Annotated in this window: 20 protein-coding genes; 12 read left to right on the top strand and 8 right to left on the bottom strand. The window is 67.7% G+C overall.

Annotated features, from left to right (window positions below; translation table 11 throughout):
* Positions 1-26: 26 nt before the first annotated feature.
* Positions 27-1,079: a saccharopine dehydrogenase NADP-binding domain-containing protein gene (locus EV653_RS29420; RefSeq protein ID WP_134107499.1), complete on the top strand. Its 1,053-nt coding sequence runs from the start codon at positions 27-29 to the stop codon at positions 1,077-1,079.
* On the opposite strand, the gene dmpI is transcribed toward EV653_RS29420, so the two are convergent.
* Both dmpI and EV653_RS29410 read right to left on the bottom strand, forming a co-directional pair.
* On the bottom strand, positions 1,063-1,284 hold the full coding sequence (dmpI, locus tag EV653_RS29415) for a 4-oxalocrotonate tautomerase DmpI (RefSeq protein WP_255511216.1): 222 nt from the start codon (positions 1,282-1,284) through the stop codon (positions 1,063-1,065). The genes EV653_RS29420 and dmpI overlap by 17 nt on opposite strands.
* Before the next feature lie 45 nt (positions 1,285-1,329).
* Positions 1,330-2,199: a LysR family transcriptional regulator gene (locus tag EV653_RS29410; RefSeq protein WP_134107495.1), complete on the bottom strand. Its 870-nt coding sequence runs from the start codon at positions 2,197-2,199 to the stop codon at positions 1,330-1,332.
* A 55-nt stretch (positions 2,200-2,254) separates the two neighbouring features.
* Between EV653_RS29410 and EV653_RS29405 the strand changes: the two genes are divergently transcribed.
* Complete coding sequence (locus EV653_RS29405; RefSeq protein ID WP_134107493.1) at positions 2,255-2,632, top strand: DUF427 domain-containing protein; 378 nt, start codon at positions 2,255-2,257, stop codon at positions 2,630-2,632.
* On the opposite strand, the gene EV653_RS29400 is transcribed toward EV653_RS29405, so the two are convergent.
* On the bottom strand, positions 2,619-3,386 hold the full coding sequence (locus EV653_RS29400; protein WP_166679615.1) for an alpha/beta fold hydrolase: 768 nt from the start codon (positions 3,384-3,386) through the stop codon (positions 2,619-2,621). The genes EV653_RS29405 and EV653_RS29400 overlap by 14 nt on opposite strands.
* Positions 3,387-3,491: 105 nt before the next feature.
* On the opposite strand from EV653_RS29400, the gene EV653_RS29395 reads away from it, so the two are divergent.
* From EV653_RS29395 to EV653_RS29375, 5 genes are all read left to right on the top strand, one after another.
* Positions 3,492-4,274 (top strand): GNAT family N-acetyltransferase, encoded by a 783-nt coding sequence (locus tag EV653_RS29395; protein ID WP_134107489.1) that lies wholly within the window; start codon positions 3,492-3,494, stop codon positions 4,272-4,274.
* Positions 4,271-4,804 (top strand): kinase, encoded by a 534-nt coding sequence (locus tag EV653_RS29390; protein WP_134107487.1) that lies wholly within the window; start codon positions 4,271-4,273, stop codon positions 4,802-4,804. Before EV653_RS29395 ends, EV653_RS29390 begins: the two co-directional genes overlap by 4 nt.
* Before the next feature lie 2 nt (positions 4,805-4,806).
* Positions 4,807-7,089, top strand: coding sequence for a helicase-associated domain-containing protein (locus tag EV653_RS29385; protein ID WP_134107484.1), 2,283 nt, complete (start codon positions 4,807-4,809; stop codon positions 7,087-7,089).
* A gap of 188 nt (positions 7,090-7,277) precedes the next feature.
* Complete coding sequence (locus tag EV653_RS29380) at positions 7,278-7,784, top strand: AAA family ATPase (RefSeq protein WP_166679614.1); 507 nt, start codon at positions 7,278-7,280, stop codon at positions 7,782-7,784.
* An 18-nt stretch (positions 7,785-7,802) separates the two neighbouring features.
* Positions 7,803-9,476 carry a DNA repair helicase XPB gene (locus EV653_RS29375; RefSeq protein ID WP_370358832.1) on the top strand — a complete coding sequence of 558 codons (1,674 nt, stop codon included), beginning with the start codon at positions 7,803-7,805 and terminating at the stop codon, positions 9,474-9,476.
* A gap of 322 nt (positions 9,477-9,798) precedes the next feature.
* Here the strand turns inward: EV653_RS29375 and EV653_RS29370 are convergent, their stop codons facing one another.
* The 3 genes from EV653_RS29370 to EV653_RS29360 form a co-directional block, all read right to left on the bottom strand.
* Complete coding sequence (locus EV653_RS29370) at positions 9,799-10,509, bottom strand: FadR/GntR family transcriptional regulator (RefSeq protein WP_238160520.1); 711 nt, start codon at positions 10,507-10,509, stop codon at positions 9,799-9,801.
* A gap of 193 nt (positions 10,510-10,702) precedes the next feature.
* Positions 10,703-11,638, bottom strand: coding sequence for a dihydrodipicolinate synthase family protein (locus EV653_RS29365; protein WP_134107476.1), 936 nt, complete (start codon positions 11,636-11,638; stop codon positions 10,703-10,705).
* Positions 11,639-11,652: 14 nt separating this feature from the next.
* Positions 11,653-12,717 (bottom strand): sialidase family protein, encoded by a 1,065-nt coding sequence (locus EV653_RS29360; RefSeq protein WP_134107474.1) that lies wholly within the window; start codon positions 12,715-12,717, stop codon positions 11,653-11,655.
* Positions 12,718-12,764: 47 nt separating this feature from the next.
* On the opposite strand from EV653_RS29360, the gene EV653_RS29355 reads away from it, so the two are divergent.
* The 5 genes from EV653_RS29355 (at position 12,765) to EV653_RS29335 (ending at position 19,155) form a co-directional block, all read left to right on the top strand.
* Positions 12,765-14,387 (top strand): extracellular solute-binding protein, encoded by a 1,623-nt coding sequence (locus EV653_RS29355; RefSeq protein ID WP_134107472.1) that lies wholly within the window; start codon positions 12,765-12,767, stop codon positions 14,385-14,387.
* The gene (locus tag EV653_RS29350) at positions 14,387-15,331 is read left to right on the top strand and encodes an ABC transporter permease subunit (RefSeq protein WP_134107470.1); all 945 of its coding nucleotides are present in this window, start codon (positions 14,387-14,389) and stop codon (positions 15,329-15,331) included. The genes EV653_RS29355 and EV653_RS29350 overlap by 1 nt, the downstream gene beginning before the upstream one ends.
* On the top strand, positions 15,328-16,215 hold the full coding sequence (locus EV653_RS29345) for a carbohydrate ABC transporter permease (RefSeq protein ID WP_134107468.1): 888 nt from the start codon (positions 15,328-15,330) through the stop codon (positions 16,213-16,215). Before EV653_RS29350 ends, EV653_RS29345 begins: the two co-directional genes overlap by 4 nt.
* Positions 16,216-16,411: 196 nt before the next feature.
* Positions 16,412-17,104 (top strand): phosphatase PAP2 family protein, encoded by a 693-nt coding sequence (locus tag EV653_RS29340; protein WP_238160519.1) that lies wholly within the window; start codon positions 16,412-16,414, stop codon positions 17,102-17,104.
* 38 nt (positions 17,105-17,142) lie between these two features.
* Positions 17,143-19,155, top strand: coding sequence for a HelD family protein (locus EV653_RS29335; RefSeq protein WP_134107464.1), 2,013 nt, complete (start codon positions 17,143-17,145; stop codon positions 19,153-19,155).
* On the opposite strand, the gene EV653_RS29330 is transcribed toward EV653_RS29335, so the two are convergent.
* Both EV653_RS29330 and EV653_RS29325 read right to left on the bottom strand, forming a co-directional pair.
* A complete protein-coding gene (locus EV653_RS29330; protein ID WP_134107462.1) occupies positions 19,152-20,570 on the bottom strand; it encodes a hypothetical protein in 1,419 nt (472 codons plus the stop codon). The genes EV653_RS29335 and EV653_RS29330 overlap by 4 nt on opposite strands.
* The gene (locus EV653_RS29325; RefSeq protein ID WP_134107460.1) at positions 20,567-21,580 is read right to left on the bottom strand and encodes a hypothetical protein; all 1,014 of its coding nucleotides are present in this window, start codon (positions 21,578-21,580) and stop codon (positions 20,567-20,569) included. The genes EV653_RS29330 and EV653_RS29325 overlap by 4 nt, the downstream gene beginning before the upstream one ends.
* Positions 21,581-21,597 lie beyond the last annotated feature (17 nt).

Here is a 21,597-nt window from a genome sequence, read left to right as displayed (position 1 = left end):
CACCCTGAGACATCACTGGAGAGCTGATGACCATCTGGATTCTTGGCGCGACCGGCCGGACCGGCCGCGAGATCGCCACCCGCGTCGCCGCCCGCGGCGGTACGCCGGTGCTGGTCGGGCGGAACGCGGACCGACTCGGCAAGACCGCTGCCGACCTGGGGCTCGACGACGTGCTCGTGACCGGCGACCTGCCCGGGGCGATCGCGAAGTACCGGCCGACGGTGGTCGTCAACACCATCGGCGGGTACGCCGAGACCGCCGTACCGATCGCCCGTGCCTGCCTGCCCGGCGGGCATTACGTTGACCTGGCCAACGATCTGGTCGCGATGCCGCGGCTGCTGGCGCTGCACGAGGAAGCGGTCGCGGCGGGCAGCACGTTCGTGACCGGCGCGGGGTTCGGCGTGCTGGGGACCGAGGCGGTGGTCGCATACCTCAGCGCCGCCCGGCCGACCCCGAGCCAGGTGCGGGTGGATGCGCTGCCCTCGGTGGCGATCGAGGGCGGGCGGTTGGGCGAGGCCCTGGCACAGTCGATCGTGTCTGGTCTGACAAGCGGAGGACTTCGGTTCGAGAACGGGCAGATGATCCCGACACGACTCGCCGCCGATCCGCGAGAGCACGCGCTGCCGGACGGCCAGACCGCGAAGTCCGCCGGCGCTCCCACTGGTGAACTGCTCGCGGCCCACCTCTCGAGCGGTGCCCCCGACGTCGTGGCGACATCCGGTTTGATGCCGACGGCACGGGTCGTCCGGGCGGTGCTGCCGTTGGCCGGGTCCTTGCTGCGGATCCCGGCGCTACGACGCTTCGCCGTACGCCGGATGGCGGCGATCGAGGCGAAGCCGGCGCCTCGCCCGCGGGAACACTCGTGGGGTCATGCGGTCGTGACGTGGGCGGACGGCACTACGCGGGAGGGATGGCTGCGGGCCGGGGACGCCATGGACTTCACGTCGAGCGCTGCCGCGGAGACCGCAGTACGGCTGGCGCGTGGCGAGGGCCGGGCCGGTGCGTACACGCCGGCCCAGGCCCTCGGCGCCGAGCTCGCGGAAGCCGCCGGCGGGACGTTCGTTATTTGTCAGCCGTGAGCGTGCCGCCGATGGCCCAGCTGTCCGGCGGCGTCTCCTGGATCCAGACCTGGACGCTCTCGGCCGGGACGCCGAGGCTGTCGACGAACGCGTCGGTGACCTTCTGGACGAGTTCGCGCTTGAGCTCCGGGGTCCGCGGGCCTTGCAGCACGGTGACGATGGGCATCTGATTCCCTTTCTCTGTGGGGTTCTGAGCCCATCCCAGCCGTCATCGCTGCCGGGAACGAGACGCACATCCGATCTGCAGTCATCACTCGAACTGATCGGACGCCTTCCGGCAGGCTTCGAGCAGTACGGCGAGGTCGCCGCCGACCGTGGTGCCGGCTGGGACCGCGAGGCTCGTTGTCAACGCGAGCCGCGGTCTTGGTCGACGGAACACGACACGTCCTTCGCGGAGCAGCCGGGCGTGCGATTCGTAGATCACCGTCCAGCTGGGGCTGCCTGCGCCGATGGCGGCGTGAGTGTCCTGGAGGCTGCTGGAGCGGGGGCCGAGGACGGGCTCGAAGCCAGCGGCGGCGCAGGCCGACATGACCAGGTCGACCAGCGGTGGATTGGTACGGCGCTGGGTGATGCGGAGTGGGAGGTCCCGGAGGTCTTTCAGCTCCACCTCGGGCCCCTCAGCGACCGTGGCCGGCAGGGAGATCAGCAGATCGTCTTCCCAGACCGGGACGAATTCCAGACCGGCTGCTTCGTCGAGGCCGCGGACGAAAGCCGCGTCGAGTTGGCCGCTGCGGACTCGGTCGAGTCTCGCGCGGGTCGAGGTACTGACGAGATCTACATGCAGGTCCTGGGACGAGAGCTCCGCGACCACGGTCTCGAGGCGTTCTCCCAGGCCTGTGCTGGTTCCCAGGCGGAGCGTTCTGGCCTCACCGATTGCCGCGGCGCGAGCGGACTCCACCGAGGCGAGGACGGCGCGGGCAGCAGGGAGGAAGCGTTGGCCGGCTTCGGTGAGGCGGATGGCGCGGGCGGATCGGTCGAAGAGGAGTACGTCGAGCTCGCGTTCCAGTCGGGCGATCTGCTGGCTCACGCCGGGCTGGCCGATGCCGAGCTGTTCGGCGGCGCGGCCGAAGTTCAGCACCTCGGCGACGGTTACGAAGTACTGGATCTGCCGTAGCTCCACGCTGAACATGATCTACCTGGGAATGACCCCGGGGCGGGCGGGGTTGTGAGCGGGTATGGCGGACAAGACTGTGAAGATTCCTGGGCCGGACCACCCGATCACCGTCGGGAAGAATCCGGACCGTGTGGTCGTGAAGGTCGGCGACCAGGTGATCGCTGACACGCGCGACGCCCTGTCGCTGCAGGAGGCCAACTACCCCGCGGTGCAGTACATCCCGCGGAAGGACGTCGACCTCACCCAGCTCGAGCGGACCGACCACGAGTCGTACTGCCCGTACAAGGGCGACGCGGCGTATTACAGCGTTCTCCCCGCCGGGGCGGACGGGGTGAACGCGGTCTGGACCTACGAGCAGCCGTACGACGCGGTCGCGGACATCCGCGAGCACGTCGCCTTCTACCCCGACAAGGTGTCGATCGAGATCATCGCCGACTGACGAAGTCGGTGAGCACCGGAGCGAGCAGCTCCGGGGGTACGACGTGGTGGTGGCCCGCGAGCTCGACGAGTTCAGCCGCGGGCAGGATCGTCACGATTCGGTGCGCCGCGTCGACCATGAACGGCGCTGACGCGGTCCCGGCGAGCACGAGCGTCTCCGGCTTGATCGCGCGCAGCAGCTCGACCGGAATACCGGTGTCGGTCAGGCCGTGTCCCATCACTGCGAAGTCGTAGGCGAGCGTCGGCGCGCGGCTCGCCAGGCTCGGGGCGTACTCGAGCGCCTCCTGCTTCGGCATGCCCGTCATCATCAGGAACAGCTCGACCGCCTCCCGGTTCTGCCCCTCGCGGATCAGTTCGAGCACCTGCTCGCCGTCGTCCGACGGATCCACGTCATCCGGCCCGTACGGCGGCTCGTGCAGCATGACGTGGGTGAACGGCAGCCTGGTGCTCGCCGCGATCGCTGCGAGTCCCGCACCCGACGAGTGGCCGTAGATGGCCGCCGTACCACCGAGGGCCGTCACCAGTGCGGCGATGTCGTCCACCTCGCGCTCGACCGCGTACGGCGTACCGTCGCCGGAGTCACCGCGGCCGCGGCGGTCGTAGGTCACCACCTCGAAGTCGCTTGCCAGTACGTCGGCCAGCGGCCGGAGTGACTGGCGGTCGCACAACGCTCCCCCGACCAGGACCAAGGGGTGCCCCCTGCCCAGCCGGTCGTAGGCGATCGCCGTACCGTCCGTAGACGTCGCTGTCTCCATGTCTGTCCTCCAATGTGGTGTCGACGGATGTGACGTCGGAGCCGCTGTGCAGCTTTCGACATATCCACTGGCGGTTGACCGGTCTGGGTGATTCACTGCCTGGCGATGATCACCAGAGTCGACACCTACCTTCACAGCGTCCCGCTGTCCGGTGCAGTCGCCGAACAGGTCGGACCGTTCACCCTGTTCCGCAGTACGACGGTGTGGCCGTACTACGCCCGTCCTGTGCCGGGCTCGGGCGTCACGATCAAGCCGGACGACGTCGAGCTCGTGCGGGAACGCTGCGCCGAGCTGGAGCTCCCGCTGAGCTTCGAGTGGGTCGTGGACACCTGTCCGTCGCTGGGACCGGCTGCGGCTGCTGCGGGCCTGACTGTGGTCGAGCATCCGTTGCTGGTCCTGGAGCGCGACGACTTCCGGCCTGTCGTAGCGGATGCTCGCGTGGAGATTCTGTCCGCGGACGAGGACGTGGTCCGGCAGTGTCGTGCGGTCGCCAACCTGGCGTTCAGCGAGCCGGGTACCGCGGTCGGCATGGCCGGTCCGGCTGAGCGGGACGTGGCGGCCGCGGAGACGTCGGACAAGATGGTGGCGACGCTCCGGGACCGGGCGCTCCGAGGGGTCGCAGTCAGCGCCGGAGCGTTCACCGACGATGGCATGGTGGCCAGCGGAACGCATCAGCCGGTCGACTCCACCACTGAGATCGTCGGCGTCGGCACGCTCCCATCGGCACGCCGCCGCGGTCTGGGTGCGGCTGTGACGTCGAAGCTGGTCGAGCACGCCTTCTCCAACGGAGTGGACCTCGTGCTGCTCTCGGCCGAGTCCGACGCCGTTGCAGCCGTCTACGAGCGGGTCGGCTTCCACCGGATCGGGAGCGCTGGGGCAGCCGAGTGACCGGCAGCTCGACCTCGCGCCTCGTCGTACTGCGCGGAAACTCGGGCTCCGGCAAATCCACCACGGCCAAGGCCCTCCGCGAACGCCTCGGCCGCGGCACAGCCTGGATCGAACAGGACCACCTCCGCCGCATCCTGCTCCGCGAGCATGACCTCCCCGGCGGCGTGAACATCGGACTGATCGACCTGAACGCGCGCTACGCGCTGGACCACGGGTACGACGTCGTGCTCGAAGGCATCATGCATGCCGGCCGGTACGGCGACATGCTCCGCCGGCTCACGGCCGATCACCTCGGCATCACGTTGCACTACTACTTCGACATACCGTTCGAGGAGACTGCCGTCCGGCATGCGACGCGGGAGCTGGCTCGGGAGTTCGGTGTTGAGGACATGCGGGAGTGGTATCGCGAGCGGGACCTGCTGGACGGTGTCGAGCAGACAGTGATCGGTCCGGACAGCGCACTCGACAAAACCGTGGGCCAGATCCTGACCGACCTTGGGGTGGAGACCAGCGGGGCCGTACCGTTGTAGGGATGAGCACTACCGAGCCGACCCGCCCCCGTACCCTCGCTGAGGCGCTACGGACCTGGGACGACGCCGGGCTCGGTGAGCTGCTGCGACGGCGGCCCGATCTGGCGCTGCCGATTCCTGCGGACACCGGCCAGTTGGCGGCGCGGGCGACGAGCAATGCGTCGGCTGCGCGGGCGGTCAACCGCCTGGACGAGTTCGGTGTGGACCTGCTGGAGTCGCTGTCCGCACTGCCCGAGCCGGTCGACCTGGAGGCGCTGGCGCGGGGTGTGGGCCAGCCGGTGGAGGTAGTCCGGCCGCGAGTGGCCGAACTGCTGGACCTCGCCCTGGTCTGGGGCACCGAGGACGACCTGCGGCCGATCCGTGCGGTGCACGAGCTACTCGGTCCGACGCCCGCCGGACTGGGCCCGATCACCACACGGCACTTCGGCGATCTGGACAAGCTGATCGACGAGGCCGGTCCGGATGCGCGGGCCGTACTCGACAAGCTGACCTGGGGTCCGCCGACCGGCTCGGTGGAGAAGGCCGAGCGTCCGGTAACGATCGCATCGGCCCGTACCCCGGTAGAGCGGTTGCTGGCGCGCGGTCTCGTCGTACCGAAGGACGCGAACACGGTCGTCCTCCCGCGGCAGATCGGGCTGCATCTGCGCGGTGGACGCGTGCTGGCGTCGACCAGGCCGGTGCCGCCTCCGCTGGACGGCAAGAAGGTGTCCGCCACGATCGCCGACCGGGCTGCCGCTGGCGCCGCGCTCGACCTCGTGCGGTTGGTTGACCGAGCGTTGGAGCAGCTGGGGACCGAGCCGCCACCCGTACTGCGGACTGGTGGCATCGGGGTCCGTGAGCTGCGCAACGTGGCCGGGAAGATCGGTGCGGAGGAGCACAACACCGCAGCGGTTCTGGAGATCGCGTACGCCGCTGGGCTCCTTGCAGCGGTCGAGGTTGGCACCAGCGAGCTGTGGTTGCCCACCGGTGCGTACGACGACTGGCTGGAGCTCGATCTGGCACATCGGTGGGCCCAGCTCGTCATTGCCTGGTTCTCCGGACTCAGAGCGATCGGACTGATCGGACGACGGGACAGTGGCGCTGGTACGGCGGCTGCACGAGAGCGGCTGATCAACGCACTGGCTCCGGATCTGGAGCGGTTGCTTGCGCCCGAGATCCGCGTACTCGCGTTGCAGGCGTTGGCCGGAGCCGGTGCTGGCACTGCGCCTGCTCCGGAGACTGTGGTCACTTGGGTCGCGTGGCATCGGCCTCGGCGTGGCGGGCAGTTCCGCGACGACCTGGTCGAGTGGAGCGTGTCTGAAGCAGCCCTGCTCGGACTGACCGGTCTGGGTGCGTTGGCGAGTCATGCGCAACCGCTCCTCGGTGCTGAGCCGACGGCTGACGAGTTGGCCGAGGCGATCAGTCCGCTGATGCCGGAGCCGGTGTCGGAGGTGCTGCTGCAGGCAGACCTCACCGCAATCGCTCCTGGTCCGCTGGTACGCGTTGTGCAGGACGAGCTGTCCGCAATGGCAGATGTCGAGTCCGATGGCGGAGCGGGTGTCTACCGGTTCAGTGAGAGTTCGGTGCGGCGTGCCTTCGACCTCGGACGTACTGCGGAGCAGTTGCACGCCTGGCTGGCCGAGCATTCGCGTACTCCGGTGCCGCAGCCCCTCACGTACCTCATCGACGACGTTGCGCGACGCCACGGTGTACTGCGAATTGGCACCGCGTCGACGTACCTGCGGTGTGACGACGAGACCGTGCTGACCCAGCTGATCAACTCGAACCTGCCTGGTGTCCGCTTCCGTCGGCTGGCGCCGACCGTGGTCGTGTCGCCGTCCCCGCCGGACATGGTGCTGAGCCGACTGCGTGACGCCGGGTTGGCGCCGCTGGCGGAGACGTTCGACGGAGCGCTGCATGTGACGGGTACGCCGCGACGCGGTGAGGCTCCACGTCGCCGTACCAGCAGGGACTTCAACGAGAGCGCGTTCGACCTGACCGACGACCAGGTGAAGGCCGTCATCGAGAAGGTTCGCGCCGGCGACCGCATCGCCGCCGAACGCCCCGGCGACCAGGGCCTGGTCGAACCAGCGGCCCCCGCCGAGACAATCGCCGTACTCACCAACGCCGCGGAGTCCCATAGCCGCACCTGGATCGCGTACGTCGACCACAACGGCACCTCGTCCGAACGCATCGTCGAACCCGTCCGCGTCGCCGACGGCTGGCTAACCGCCTACGACGACACCACCAACACCCCCCGCACCTACGCCCTCCACCGCATCTCCGCGGCGAGGGCAGTGGAGTAGTCAGCCCAACCGGGTCAGCAAGTCAGCTGCCGCTGCCTGCCAGGCCTCGTAGTCAGCGGGCTCGGCACTCTGCCAGAGCTCGAGCAGCTCCCGCAGCCAGCACCTCGGCCCCCGGATCTACAGCGGTCGGGTTGTTCGTGGCGTGCTCGGGCACAATCGAAGGTCGGGGCGAGACCGAGGAGCTGCGGGTGACAGACAGTCCTTTGCTGATTGTTCTGACTGGGTTGCCGTACTGCGGGAAGACCACCCTGGGGCGGGGGCTCGAAGGGGTGGGCGCCGACGTGGTCGAGTTGGATCGCATTAATCGGGAGCGGGGGTTCCGGATCGAGGATGGTGTGCCGGTGGCGGAGTGGGGGGAGACGATTCGGCGGGCGGAGGTGCGGATCGCGGAGAGCAGCGCGGAGGTTGTCGTGCTCAGTTGGGTCAATCCGACGGAGCGGGATCGGCAGCGGTGGCGGGACTTCGCGGGGGCGCGGGGGATGCGTTGTCAGGTTGTGTACCTCGCCGCTGACCAGGAGTTGCTCGATGCGCGGCGCGGTGCGGCTGTCGCGGGGCCGGATCGACACGTCCTCTCCGATGAGGTGCTGCAGCGCGTGCAGCGCCGGTTTCAGCCGCCGGCGGAGGGCAGTGCGGTGGTGCTCGAAGCGAGCTGGAGTCTTGAGAAGCAGCTCGAGGTTGTGACCGCGGGGCTGTGAATTGACCGCTCGGGCACAATGGAGGGTCGGGGCGAGATTGAGGAGCAACGGGTGACAGACGGTCCACTGATCGTGCAGTCGGACAAGACGTTGTTGTTGGAGACCGCACATGCGGACGCCAACGAGTGTCGGAAGGCTATTGCGCCGTTCTCCGAGCTGGAGCGGGCGCCGGAGCATGTGCACACCTATCGGCTGACGCCGCTGGGGTTGTGGAACGCGCGGGCCGCGGGGCACGACGCGGAGCAGGTGATCGACGTACTGCTGCGCTACAGCCGCTACCCGGTCCCCCACTCGCTGCTGGTCGACATCGCCGAGACCCTGGACCGGTACGGACGTCTGCGGCTGGAGAAGCACCCGCAGCACGGACTGGTGCTGGTGACGACCGACCGGCCGGTGCTGGAGGAGGTGCTGCGCAGCAACAAGGTCAAGCCGATGCTGGGCGCGCGCATCGACGACGACACCGTTCTGGTGCACCCGTCCGAGCGCGGTCACCTCAAGCAGACCCTGCTGAAGCTCGGCTGGCCGGCCGAGGACCTGGCAGGGTACGTCGACGGCGAGGCACACAAGATCGAGCTGGCGCTCGACGGCTGGGAGATGCGTCCGTACCAGCAGCAGGCGGTCGACTCGTTCTGGCACGGCGGCTCCGGTGTCGTCGTACTGCCCTGTGGAGCCGGCAAGACGATCGTCGGCGCTGCTGCGATGGCACAGGCGTCCGCGACCACGCTGATCCTCGTCACGAACACCGTGTCCGCACGGCAGTGGAAGGACGAGCTGCTCCGGCGGACCAGCCTGACCGAGGAGGAGATCGGCGAGTACTCCGGTGCGCGCAAGGAGATCCGCCCGGTCACGATCGCGACGTACCAGGTGATGACGACGCGCCGGAAGGGCGTCTACACGCACCTGGAGCTGTTCGACGCCCGCGACTGGGGCCTGATCGTGTACGACGAGGTGCACCTGCTACCCGCGCCGATCTTCCGGATGACCGCCGACCTGCAGACCCGGCGCCGGATCGGTCTGACCGCGACGCTGGTCCGCGAGGACGGCCGCGAGGGCGACGTGTTCTCGCTGATCGGCCCGAAGCGATACGACGCTCCGTGGAAGGATATCGAGGCGCAGGGCTGGATCGCGCCGGCCGACTGCATCGAAGTACGGGTGGATCTCGAGCAGACCGAGCGGTTCGTGTACGCGACCGCCGAGCCCGAGGACCGGTACCGCCTGGCCGCGTCCACACCGGCGAAGTCGCGGCTGGTACGACAGATCGCCGACCATCACGCGGGTGAACCGCTGCTCGTCATCGGTCAGTACATCGACCAGCTGGACGAGCTCGGCGAACGCCTCGAATGCCCGGTGATCAAGGGCGAGACGACGGTCCGCGAACGCCAGCGGCTGTTCGACGCGTTCCGGCACGGCGAGATCACCCGGCTGGTGGTCAGCAAGGTCGCGAACTTCTCCATCGACCTGCCCGAGGCGTCGGTCGCCATCCAGGTCTCCGGCACCTTCGGCTCCCGCCAGGAAGAGGCCCAGCGGCTGGGCCGGGTCCTCCGTCCCAAGGGCGACGGCCGCACAGCCCGCTTCTACTCCATCGTCGCCAGAGACACCATCGACGCCGAATTCGCCGCCCACCGCCAACGCTTCCTAGCCGAGCAGGGCTATGCCTACACCATCGTCGACGCCGAAAACCTCTTCGCCTGACCAAACGAAAGAAGAGAAAAGAAGTTTTAGAGCAGCGGCTGGCTTCGGTGATCAGCCGCGAGTTGGCGGGCCGGAGATTCCCAGTCGCGGCAACCGGCTCCGACCCCGTCCGGCGAGTCGTGGAGAGTGGTTCAGAAAATCTGCCGTGATCCACGACTCGATGTTCGGGGTTGGAACCATTCGCCACGACTCGGTGGGGTTGGGATGACGCAGGCCTACGGCTGTGCGCGGTCGCACAGTCGAACCTCCGGCCAACCGCCGAAGGCAGCCACCACTCTAAATCTCTTCTTTTCTCTGTTTGTCTTTCTCTTTCCCTGACGGACTATTCGCCTAGGCGCGTGTGGATTCCGTTGAAGTGGCTTTTCATCGAGTGGGCGTAGGTGTCTGGGTTGGCGGACTCCAAGGCGTTGAGCAGGTCTCGGTGCCAGGCTGCGGCGTCCGCGGGGGTGTAGCGGGCGCCGGGGAGGCGGGCGTCGACCTGGGCGAACGTGCGCCAGAAGACCGACAGTAGGTCGATGACCAAGGCGTTCCCCAGCGGCTCATAGAGCGCCTGGTGGAAGGCCCAGTCCTCGTCGGGGAAGTACTGGCCCTCGGCGGCCTTGGCCTCCATGCGCTGGACGATCGGCTCCAACGCGTCGTACCCGTACTGCTTGAAGTGTGCGACCACGTCGTCCGCCAGGCCGACCTCGATGGCCTGGCGGACCTCCAGCACGTTCTGTACGTCGCGGAGGTCGCCGGCCATCGACTGTGACATGCGGAAGGCCAGCCCGTCCTCGAGCGACTGCAGGTTCACCTCGCCGACGTACGTCCCGTACCCGTGCCGGATCTCGATGATCCCGACAGCCTGCAGTGCCTTCATCGCCTCGCGCAGCGGGTGCCGGCCGACGCCGAGCTGCGCCATCAGCTCCTGCTCGTTGGGCAGCGGGTCACCCGCCTTCAGCCCACGCTCCAGGATGTACGACTTCATCGCATCCCGGATGAAGGACTGGTTCCCTGCCGCACCGCGTGCCCGGCTGAGCCCACCCGTCGTCACTGCCGGCCTCCCTTGGTTCGGGGGTGTCTGATGGTTCCACGCCGTAGCGAGGAGGTGCTCGGTGCGGTGCATCGGCGCGCGGGGGCGAAGGCCTCGATGCGGGGTTCATCGTGGCCTTTGCACCCGTGCGGCGAGGTGCCGTGCCGAGTGCCCCGCAGTAGGCGTGGAGCCATCAGACACCCCCTCAAACCGCTCAGTGTAATCCGGCGCGGTCCAGGAGCGGCCGGAGCGCGGCGATCTCCGTGTCGTTCAAAGGGATGCAGGGGTACGCCGTCACCGGGCAGTCGATCACGCCGAGCAGGTGCAGGCCGGCCTTGAACGCTCCCAGTGCGGCCGAGCTCGCGCCCATTCGCTTCCGGTCCGCGACGTTGATGATGTCGAAGAGGCGGAACAGACGGTCCTGCTCGGCCCGGGCAGCCGCCGCGTCACCACCGACAGCCGCCTTGAACAGCCGGACGTAGCCGGCCGGGTCCACGTTGCCCAGGCCCGGTACGACGCCGTCCACGCCGAAGGCCAGTGCGGAGTCGACCGTCACCTCGGAGCCGGTCATGATCGCGAAGTCGTCCAGCTGCTTCTCGCGGCGGGACAGCACCAGCTCACGCAACGACGTCTCCTGGCCGGACGAATCCTTGACTCCGGCAATCACGCCCTGCTCGCCCAGAGCCATGACAACGGAGGCGGGGAGCTTGGTGCCGACCCGGGACGGGATGTCGTACGCGTAGAGCGGGGTGTCTCCTGCCAGAGCCGCGAGACGAGCGAAGTGGCGTTCGATCTCGGCGCGATGTGTGGCTGCGTAGAAGGGCGCTGTGGCGACCAGTGCGTCGACACCTGCCTTCAGAGCGGCGGAGACGTGCGCGGCGACGCGGTTGGTTGACGTGTCGATGACGCCGGCCAGCACCGGCACTTGTCCGGCCACCTCCGCCACAGTCGTCTCCAGCACGACCTGCCGCTGCTCGTCGGTCAGGAACGTGCCCTCACCGGAGGTGCCGAGCACGAACACCCCGTTCACACCCCCGGCCAGCTGGTACTGGATCAGCCGCGCCAGCGATGCGGTGTCGACGTCGTACGACGGGGTGAGCGGAGTGACGAGCGGCGGTACGACGCCGGTCAGACGGGCGGATGCGGTCAAGGGGTCTCCCAACCTCAAAGGGCGAATGTGGCAAAGCGCAGGGTCGCGAACGAGGACGTCTCACCGGCCTCGTAGAAGATGCCGACCGAGCCGTCCGGCAGCAGCACGAGATCGGAGTAGCCGGCCATGCCCTCGTGCACGACCAGAGCCAGCTGCCACGACGCACCGGAGTCCTCGGACACGAAGACGGTCAGCTCCCGCCGCGAAGACGGGTTCACCGGAGTCGACAGCAGCAACCGTCCGTCCGGCAGGCACAGCACGCTGCCCTGGATACCCGGTGCGGTGATCTCGGGAATCCCGGCGTACGGCGCATCGAGGGTCTGACCGCTGTCGGACGACCAGGCGTGGACGCGGGCGGGTCCGGTGCCCTGGTGGTTGCGGGCGTTGAAGTAGAGCCGTCCGTCGGGCAGCTCGGCGACAGTGGTCTCGTTGGCGTTGATCTCCGCGCCGTCGTTGCGATCGACGAAGCCGACGGACCAGTTCACACCACCGTCATCGCTGTAGATGCAGTGTCCGCCGTTGAGCCGGATCAGATCCTCCACCGGTTCCGACGGCACGTACGAGTGGTTGGCCGGTACGACGAGACGCCCCGAGCGCAGCGTGATCCCGTGACACGGCCCGGTCGCGTACCAGCCCCAGTCCGCCGGCTTCACCTGCGACGTGATCTCCGCCGCCGGACTCCAGGTCGCGCCGTCGTCCGACGACCGCTGCACGAACACACGCCGCCCAGACTCCGGATCGGTGCCACGAGCCAGCGACATCTCGACAGCGTCCGCGCCGTTCTCCACCGTCACCAGGACGACATCGCCGGACACGGGGTCGGACAGGGGCACCGGATTGCCACAGGTCTTGCCGGCCTTCGCCGACACCACCTGCGTGGGCAGCCAGGTCTGCCCGCCGTCCAGCGAACGCCGCAGGACGATCTCGATCTCCCCCGCGTCGCCGGACCCGTGCAGCCGTCCCTCGCAGAACGCGAGCAGGAGTGAATCCCGCGCGACCACGGACGGGATCCGGAACGTGTGATAGCCGCTCCCGGCGGGGTCGAAGACGATTTCCATCGCGCCGACTCTTGAAGACATAGGACGTACTATGTCATGGTGTGGCCCTCCGATGGAAGTGAGGCCCAATGCCAGTCAGCAGAAGATCTTTCCTCGGCGGTGGCCTGGCCGCCGCCGCTGTCGCGGTCACCGGTACGCCGCTGCTGGCGGGGTGCGCGTCGGACAAGAAGAACACCGCGGCCGCCAACTCGGCGGTGAAGCTCCCGACCTACACGAAGTACGGCGAGATCAAGCCGGATCTGCCCGGCACCGACGTGGTGCTGGACGGGTTCCTGAAGTACCCGGCCAACCCGGTGAAGGCGATCTCCGAGGTGCCCGGCGACGGCAAGCCGATCACGTTCATGACCAACATCCCGGGCGCGATCCCGCCGTCGGTCGACAAGAACCAGTTCTGGCAGGAGCTGAACAAGCGGCTCGGCTCCGAGCTGCAGATCAGCATGGCGTCGAACGACGAGTACAACGACAAGTTCGCCACCCGGATCGCCGGCGGCGACCTGCCGGACATCCTCAACGTCCCGCCGGGCACGCCGCAGATCCCCGGACTGCTCAAGGCCAAGGCGATGGACCTGACCGAGCACCTGTCCGGCGACGCGGTGAAGAAGTACCCGTTCCTGGCGAACATCCCGACCGAGTTCTGGAAGGGCTGCGTCTTCAACGGCGCGATCTACGGCGTCCCGGTGCCGCGCGGTATGTCCCGTACGTCGCTGCCGCTGTACCGCACCGACCTGCTCGCCGCGAAGGGCATCAAGGACCCGGCGCCGAAGAACTTCGAGGAGTTCTTCGACATCTGCAAGGAGATGACGGCCGCGAAGGAGAACCGCTGGGCGTGGACGCGGGTGCCCACGTCGTACATCCGGATGATGCTCGGGCTGCCGAACAACTGGAAGCAGGAGGGCGGCAAGTTCACCTCGGTATTCGAGGCGGACGGCAACGAGGACGCGCTCGAGGCGGCCCGCAAGATGGTGGCCGCCGGCGTGATCAACCCGGACACGTTCAGCGCCAAGGCGGCGGCCCGCAAGCAGTGGTTCAACGGCGGCACCGCGGCGTTCGACTACGACAGCTTCGTGGCCTGGAACCAGTACTACTCCGACAACACCGCGGGCGACGCGTTCGGCGTCAACATGCTCGACGTACCGGGCTTCAGCAGTGGTGACGGCAAGGTGTGGATGGGTGCGGCGCTGAACAACGTCACCGCGTTCAACAAGTCCACCAAGCACTCCGTCGAGACGCTGCTCAAGGTGGCGAACTGGATGGCCGCACCGTTCGGCACGGAGGAGTACCTGTTCCGCAAATACGGCGTGGCGGGCCGGCACTACACCCTGCAGGGCACCGACCCGGTCCCGACCAAGACCGGTGTCGTGGAGACGGGTATCGGCCTGCAGTACATCTCCGACTCGACGCTGGCGCTCTACTGGGCCGGCAAGCCCGACGTACCGCAGAACCAGCACAAGATCCAGCAGAAGATCGCGGACCGGCTGCTGTACGACGCGTCGTACGGCCTGTACTCCGAGACGATGTCGAAGCAGTGGGGTCAGCTGACCGGCGTACTGACCGACCTGGAGAACCAGATCGTGCAGGGCAAGAAGCAGGTGTCGGAGTGGGCGCCCGCGGTCAAGACCTTCCTGTCCTCGGGCGGTGAGAAGATCCGCGGCGAGCTGCAGGACGCCTTCACCGCGACAGGCGGGAAGTAATGCTGCAACGATCCAAGACGGGCCCGCAGCAGCAGCTGAGCCTCGGCCGGCGGCTGCTGCGCGACCGCGTCCTGCTGCTGTTCGCACTGCCCGGCTGCGCGCTGATCATCGTCTTCCACTACGTGCCGCTGCTGGGCAACGTGATCGCGTTCAAGGACTACCAACCGTTCCTCGGCATCACCAGCAGCGACTGGTCGGGCTGGGAGAACTTCAGCGTGATCTTCAACGGCGACCCGGCGTTCCTGCGGGCGCTGAAGAACACGCTGATCCTCACCTGCCTGCAGTCGATCTTCGTGTTCCCGGCGCCGATCCTGCTCGCGCTGCTGCTGAACTCGCTGTTCTCCGAGCGGATCAAACGGATCGCGCAGAGCATCCTCTACCTGCCGCACTTCATGTCCTGGGTGATCGTGGTCGCGCTCTTCCAGCAGATGCTCGGCGGCAGCGGGTTGCTGAACAACTACCTGCGCTCCCACGACCTGGCCACGATCAACATCATCGGGAACTCCGAGCTGTTCCACGTGCTGCTGACGTCGCAGATCATCTGGAAGGACACCGGGTGGGCGACCATCCTGTTCCTGGCCGCGCTGTCGCAGATCGACTCGCAGTTGTACGAGGCGGCGAGTGTGGACGGCGCGAGCCGGATGAAACAGCTGTGGCACGTCACGCTGCCCGGACTGCGCGGGATCATCATCCTGCTGTTCATCCTGCGGCTCGGTGACTCGCTGACCGTCGGGTTCGAGCAGATCATCTTGCAGCAACAAGCGGTCGGCCGGGACGTCAGCGAAGTACTGGACACGTACGTCTACAACAACGGCGTACTCGGTGGCGCCTGGGGTGTCGCGGCCGCGGTCGGACTGGTCAAGGGCGTCGTCGGCGTCGTCCTCGTCCTCACCGCGAACAAGGTCGCGCACATCTTCGGCGAGCAAGGGGTGTACCAGCGATGAGTACCAAGATCGTCCAGGGCGTGCCGATGCCCGGCTGGCCGATGCGGATCTTCAAGGGTCTCGTGCTGCTGGTCTTCTGCGCGGTCGTGATCATCCCGTTCGTCGGCGTGATCTCGACCAGCGTGGCGCCGAACAAGCAGATCAACGAGTCCGGCGGCCTGGTGCTGTTGCCGAAGTCGGTGAACTTCGCGGCGTACGAATCGCTGTTCGCCGGCGGCGTGGTGACCCAGGCGCTGTTCGTCAGCATCTTCGTCACCGTCGTCGGCACGCTGCTCAGTCTGACCGTGTCGTGTCTGCTCGCGTACGCGCTGGCGCGGCCCGCGTTCACGGCCGGGCGGCCGATCCTGCTGATTGTGCTGTTCAGCATGCTGTTCTCGCCGGGCATCATCCCGACGTACCTGACCGTGAAGGGCGTCGGGCTGCTGGACAGCATCTGGGCCTTGATCGTGCCGACGATGATCAGCGCGTTCAACGTCGTCGTCCTGCGGGCGTTCTTCATGAACCTGCCGAACGAGATCACCGAGAGCGCCCGGATCGACGGCGCGGGTGAGCTCAAGACGTTCACATACATCGTGCTGCCGCTGTCGAAGGCAGTGCTGTCCGTGATCGGCCTGTTCTACGCAGTGGCGTACTGGAACGCGTTCTTCTCCGCACTGCTCTACCTCAACGACTCCAAGCTCTGGCCGTTGCAGCTGGTGCTGCGGACCTACGTCATCAACGACACCCAACTGGGTAGTGCCGAGCTGGGCACCGAACTGCTTCCGCCGCAGGCCTCGATCCAGATGGCGATCCTGGTCGTCTCGATTGTGCCGATCCTGGTCATCTACCCGTTCCTGCAGCGCCACTTCGCGAAGGGCGTTCTCACCGGAGCTGTCAAGGGCTGATCACAGCTCCGTCTCAAAGCACGTTTCGGGGGTTGCCCAGGGCAACGCCAGGGTTGCGCCTGGGCAAACCCTGTGGGAACGCCAGGTACCGTCGAAAAGTATGGGGATCGAAGCGCTGGAGCGGGTGGGGCAGGGTGGGGAACAGCAGCAACGAGGGGTCCAGGTTTTCTGGAGGGTGGTACGGGAAGCAGTCCTGTTGGCCACCCTCTTCCTCGTCTACAGTGCGGGGCGGCAGATCGCGGCCCGGCATACCGGCTCCGCGTTCGGCCATGCACACGAGGTGTTGTCGTTCCAGAACTGGCTGCACCTGCCGAACGAGGCCACGATCCAGCACTGGGCGCTCCAGTTCCCTCACCTGGTCGAAGGCGCCAACCTGTACTACGCGAGCGTGCATGCGCCGCTGACTGCCGCCGTACTGCTCTGGCTGAGCATCTGGCGCCCGAAGGCCTACTCGCATGTCCGGTGGACGATGGTGTCGCTGACCGGACTCGCACTGATCGGTCACATCGCGTTCCCGCTCGCGCCGCCGCGGATGATGCCGGGCTTCGTCGACACCGGGCTGCGGTTCGGTCAGTCCGTCTACGGCCCGGAACACACCGGCGGGCCGGCGAACCAGTTCGCCGCGATGCCGAGTCTGCACGTCGGCTGGGCGGCTCTGATCGCCCTCTCGATGATCCTGATCACCAGGTCGCGCTGGCGCTGGCTGTGGCTGCTGCACCCGATCATCACGTTCGGCGTGGTCGTGATGACCGGCAACCACTACTGGCTGGACGGCATCGTCGCCCTCCTACTGCTGGCAGCCAGCCTGCCGTTCCTGCTCCGGTCCGGCCTGCACGCCGACAAGCCGCACTCGCGTAATTCGGTACCACCACGGAAGGTGCTCAAGTAACGTAACTGGGCTCCCCCACTGCTGCCGGAGGTTTCAGCATGCCCCCCGATACGTCCGACACCCTCCAGGCCGAGAAGGACTACCTCAAGAACTCCCGGGCCGCGCTGGCCGTGATGCGGGACAAGACCGGCGCACTGGAGATCCACAGCGCCGACCGGGTCAACCAGGAGTTCCTGAAGGCCGCCATCTACCGGCGGATGAAAGAGCTGGAGGACGACCCGGACGTACCGCTGTTCTTCGGGCGGCTCGACTACCTCGAGCCGACCGATGAGACCTTCCACATCGGCCGCCGGCATGTGAACGACGCGCTGGGCGAGCCGCTCGTCGTGGACTGGCGAGCAGACATCTCGGTGCCGTTCTACCGGGCCAGCAAGACCGAGCCGATGGGCGTGGGGGTACGCCGGCGGTTCGGCTTCACGCACGGCGAGATGACGGCGTTCGAGGACGAGGACCTGACCAGCACTGCTCCGACCGAGCAGCACAGCAACATCCTGGACGCTGAGATCGAGCGGCCGCGTTCCGGCCCGATGCGTGACATCGTGGCGACCATCCAGCCGGAGCAGGACGTGATCGTCCGGGCCGGCGTCGACGACACCATTTGCGTGCAGGGGGCGCCCGGCACCGGTAAGACAGCGGTCGGGCTGCACAGAGCGGCGTACCTGCTCTATGCGTACCGGGACCAGCTCAGCCGGGCCGGTGTGCTCGTGGTCGGCCCGAACGCGAGCTTCCTGCGCTACATCGGCGACGTCCTCCCCGCACTGGGTGAAATTGAGGCGAAGCAGACCACCGTCGAGGAGCTGGTCGCGCGGGTGAAGATCGCCGGACCGGGGCCGGCGCTGGTCGACGTACTCAAGGGCGACGCACGGATGGCCGAAGTACTGCACCGGGCCGTCTGGTCGAACGTCAACCTGCCCAAGGAGCCGCTGGTAGTGCCGCGTGGAGCACACCGCTGGCGCGTCGCGGCGTACCAGGCCGAGGAGCTGATCACCGAGCTGCGCAACCGCGGCATCCGGTACGGCGCGGGCCGGGCGATGCTGCCCCAGCGGCTCGCCCATGCGGTCCTGCTGCGGATGGAGGCCGCGGGCGATTCGCCCGACGACCGCGTCCAGGACTCGGTCGCGCGGAGCCGACCGGTCAAGCAGTACGCCGAGGCGCTCTGGCCGGCCGTAGACCCGGCGAAGCTGCTGTTCCGCCTCTTCACCGACCCAGAGCTGCTGGCCGAGCACGCCGACGGCATCCTCACCCCGGACGAGCAGGCGATGCTGATCTGGGACAAGGTCCCGCGGTCCGCCGGCGCGGCCAAGTGGTCCGTCGCCGACGCGACGCTGATCGACGAGATCGCCGATCTGGTCGACCGCACGCCGTCACTCGGCCACGTCGTACTGGACGAGGCACAGGACCTGTCCGCTATGCAGCTGCGAGCGGTCGGACGACGCTGCTCGACCGGCTCGATGACAGTCCTCGGTGACATCGCTCAGGGCACCACACCGTGGGCCACGCCGTCCTGGGACGAAGCGTTGAAGCATCTGGGCAAGACGGGCGCCCACACCGAGGAGCTGACCGCGGGCTTCCGCGTCCCCGGCCAGGTCATCGAGTACGCCGCCCGCCTCCTCCCGACAATCGCACCACACCTCAAGCCCCCGACGGCCGTACGACGGGCGCGTGGTGAGCTCACGATCTCGCGCGTACCGGACAGCCTCGCCGCCGCGGTCACCGCCGTCCGTGAGGTGTCCGAGCGTCCGGGCTCGATCGGACTGATCGTTCCGGACGCGCTGGTGGCAGCGACCCGGAAGGCACTGCACGGCATCGCGTTCTCGGTCCTTGGCGACGAAGACGACGTCGACGCGCACCTGGACGTCGTACCGGCGTCACTCGCCAAGGGTCTGGAGTTCGACCACGTAGTGCTGGTGGAGCCGGCCGGCATCGTGGCCGGTGAGGCCGACGAGCGGACCGGTCTCCGTCGGCTCTACGTCTGCCTGACCCGCGCCGTCACCTCACTCGTCGTGGTCCACAACGAAGACCTGCCGGCAGTCCTAACTGCGCATATTTAGAACCCGCGGGATCCACCCGACCGGCGCGACGAGCGCCGGGACGAGCCGCCACCGCTCGAGCGCGTCCGCGACGAGAAGGAGCTTCGCCGGCTCGAACCGCTGTACCAACTGTTCCCGCTGTCATCGCCCGAACTGCTGCTCGACGAGGCTGCCCAGTCGCCGACGGAGCTGCCGACGTCCGAGCTGAAGCGGCTGAAGCGTGCACCTGGCCGACGGGACCGCCAGCGGGACCGCATCTCCTCGCTGCGGCGGCGGAAGTCGGAGTCCGGGAACCACCACACCCGCCCGTCGCCCTGCGACCAGTAGCCGTCGACGTACGCGGCGAGGTCTTCGGCGTGCTCCCAGTAGGGCGTCGAGAGCTGCCAGCCCTTCACCATGCGGATCTGGGGCTCGTCACCGGCCGCGTCACGCTGTTTGCAGGCGGCGCAGACGTCAACCGCACGTGCGGCCCCTTCCTCGGGCTTCCACTCGATCTGGTCGGTGCTCGGTCCGTGCCGTGGGTCGAAGAAGCATGGTGCTGTCGGCTCCGGGATCGGCTTGCCGCCCCGGACCGCGTCCAGGCACGCCAGTCCGTAGCGGGCGGAGCCGAGCAGTGTCGTGACTGCCTCGATGTCCTTGTCGCCCTTCGCTTCGTCCAGCCGATGCCGCGCTTTCTCGACCGTGTCGAGCACGTCCTTCGACAGCTTGGACTGCTGCGGGTCGGACACAGTCGGCAGCGCGGAGACCTGTTGCGACAGCGCGATGATCTCCTCGTCCAGCAGCGGCTTGCTGACGTCGAGGTGAGCCTTCTCGTCCTTCCGCCGGGTCCTGCGAGCACCCCACGCGGTCAGGCCGTACCAGAGCCCGATCACCCCGGCCAGGCCACCGGCGTACGGCGCGGCATCGACGTAGAACGGCTTGTTGATCACCTGAGCCCGCTCGATGAACTTCTCCAGCATCGGCTCGTAGTCCGGCGCACAGCAGTCGACCGCCTGGTCCACGGCGTCGCCGACGAAGTACGTCGGTCCGTGGTCGGCCCGCTGTACGGCGTGGAACCCGCGTCCCTGGGACTCCGAGTTCGCATCGACGAGTACGCCGTACACGCCCTCGACGCCGACGCGGTCGTACAGCTGGTCCGCGATCTCCTCACCCTCCCAGGCGAGGTTCACGTAGTACCCGCTGTCAGACGTGTTGATCTTCGACGCAGGGATGACAGCGATCCGGATCGGAGCGGACGCCTGCTTGGCAGCGGCGTCGAGCTCCGCGACCTCACTGCTGGTCAGCTCTTTCACGTCCGGGTCGACCCAGACACCGGCGTCGCCCAGGTGACTGGCAACGGTGTTCATGTACGCGTCTGGGTCTGTGGCCGCATGCGCCGGCAACGCGGGCAGGGCCGATAGAGCGATGATGGCGAACGCACCGAGCAGACGTTTCATCGTGATCCTCCCGAGAGGCGGTCGCGGCAGGCAGTACAGACCGGGACTTCCCGTGGCTTGCCGCCGGCCGGCGTGTACATCCAGTCGGTCAAGGACGTGCCGTGGCTGGGGTCGAAGAAGCACGCGGCTCTGCGTGCCGGAGCGGGTGTGCCGGCGACCTTCGCCTGCGCACAGGCCAGTCTCCAGCGCCCGTACTCGACCGTGGCCCGGACTTCGCGCAGCTTGTCGTCGTCAGGCTCTCCGTCGACAACGCGACCGGCGTCGGCGTACGCATCCATCGCCGCCTGCACATCTGCCGCAGTGTCAGTGATGTCATGGCCGTCCAGACGCACGTCCGCCGCATCCAGTTCCTCACCGAACCGCGTGACGTCCTCGCGGGCAGTCGAACGCCGCTCGTCGACGGTGTCCACCTCGTCGGGCAACACCTCGTACGACGGCCGGTAGAGCGCGGGTCCTTCGTCCTTCCTGCGCGACAGCGCACGTATCGAGCGAGCGAGGAACAGAGCAGCCAGGAGCAGCACCAGGACGCCCGCCCCAGCCCATAACCATCCTGGGCCTGACGACGTCTTCGGTACGTCGAGCTGGTCGAGCACACCGTTGAGCGTGCCGACCGGATCGGAGCGGCTGTGCTTGCCCAGCTCGTCGGTGAGGATCTCCGCGATCGGAGTGTCGATGCCGACCGCACTCCCCCAGCTGATCGCGCCGCCGAACACCACCAGATAGATGCCGTCCGCCTGCTGACGATCCACCAGCTGGTCGACGTACGTATGGGCGGCCGCGCTCTGGTCGCCGGCCCCGAGTACGGCAGCGGGCACGACCGCGATGCGAATCGCAGGGTCGTGCCCGTTCACCCGGTCAGCCAGCGCGGCGGCGTCCTTGTCCGACACCAGCGATCGCTGTGTCGGATCGACGTACACCGGTGAGGTCTTCCAGCCGTCGACCACTGCCGCCGGATCGCTGGAGCCCGTCAGAGTGGAGGCGAGCAACAGCACACCGGCAAGCAGACGCATGGGCAGAAGCCTGCCCT

The organism is Kribbella pratensis, from assembly GCF_004365355.1.
In the GTDB taxonomy this organism is placed as follows: domain Bacteria; phylum Actinomycetota; class Actinomycetes; order Propionibacteriales; family Kribbellaceae; genus Kribbella.
Note: the sequence above shows the minus strand (reverse complement) of the source record. Positions and strands in the feature narration are given on the sequence as shown.